General features: G+C 37.8%; 1 pseudogene. It reads right to left on the reverse strand.

Features of this window, described 5'->3' with window-relative positions:
• Positions 1-415: pseudogene (locus tag IGI58_RS18235) on the reverse strand (tape measure protein); the annotation flags it as partial.

The following is a 415-nucleotide window of genomic DNA, read 5'->3' on the forward strand; positions in this document are numbered from 1 at the left end:
AGTGATACCTTTCCAAATATCTTTGATTGCATTTCTAAAGCCTTCGTTAGTTTTCCATAGATAAACAATCCCTGCAACTAATCCAACAATTAATGTTGTAATTGCTACAATTGGATTGGCTAACATAGTGGAATTTAAAATTGCTTGAACAATCGTCATCGCCTCAGTAGCCGTTTTCCAAGCTTTCATAGCGCTATTTACTTTATTGATGACCATTAATGTTCCGATACTAGCGGCCAACGCGACAAGTACTGGTTCATATGGTTTCAATGTGTCGTATAGCTGTTTTGCTGTTTTAATGATCCCAGGTAAAGCATTAGCGAAATTGGTTAGCATTTTTTCAAGCGCAGCACCTTTTTCAGCGATAATCTCACTGATACTACCGAAGCCAGCATCTTGTAAAGCTTCATCAAAC

Origin of the sequence: Enterococcus sp. AZ020, from assembly GCF_050499205.1 — a bacterium.
Taxonomy (GTDB): domain Bacteria; phylum Bacillota; class Bacilli; order Lactobacillales; family Enterococcaceae; genus Enterococcus_L; species Enterococcus_L dunnyi.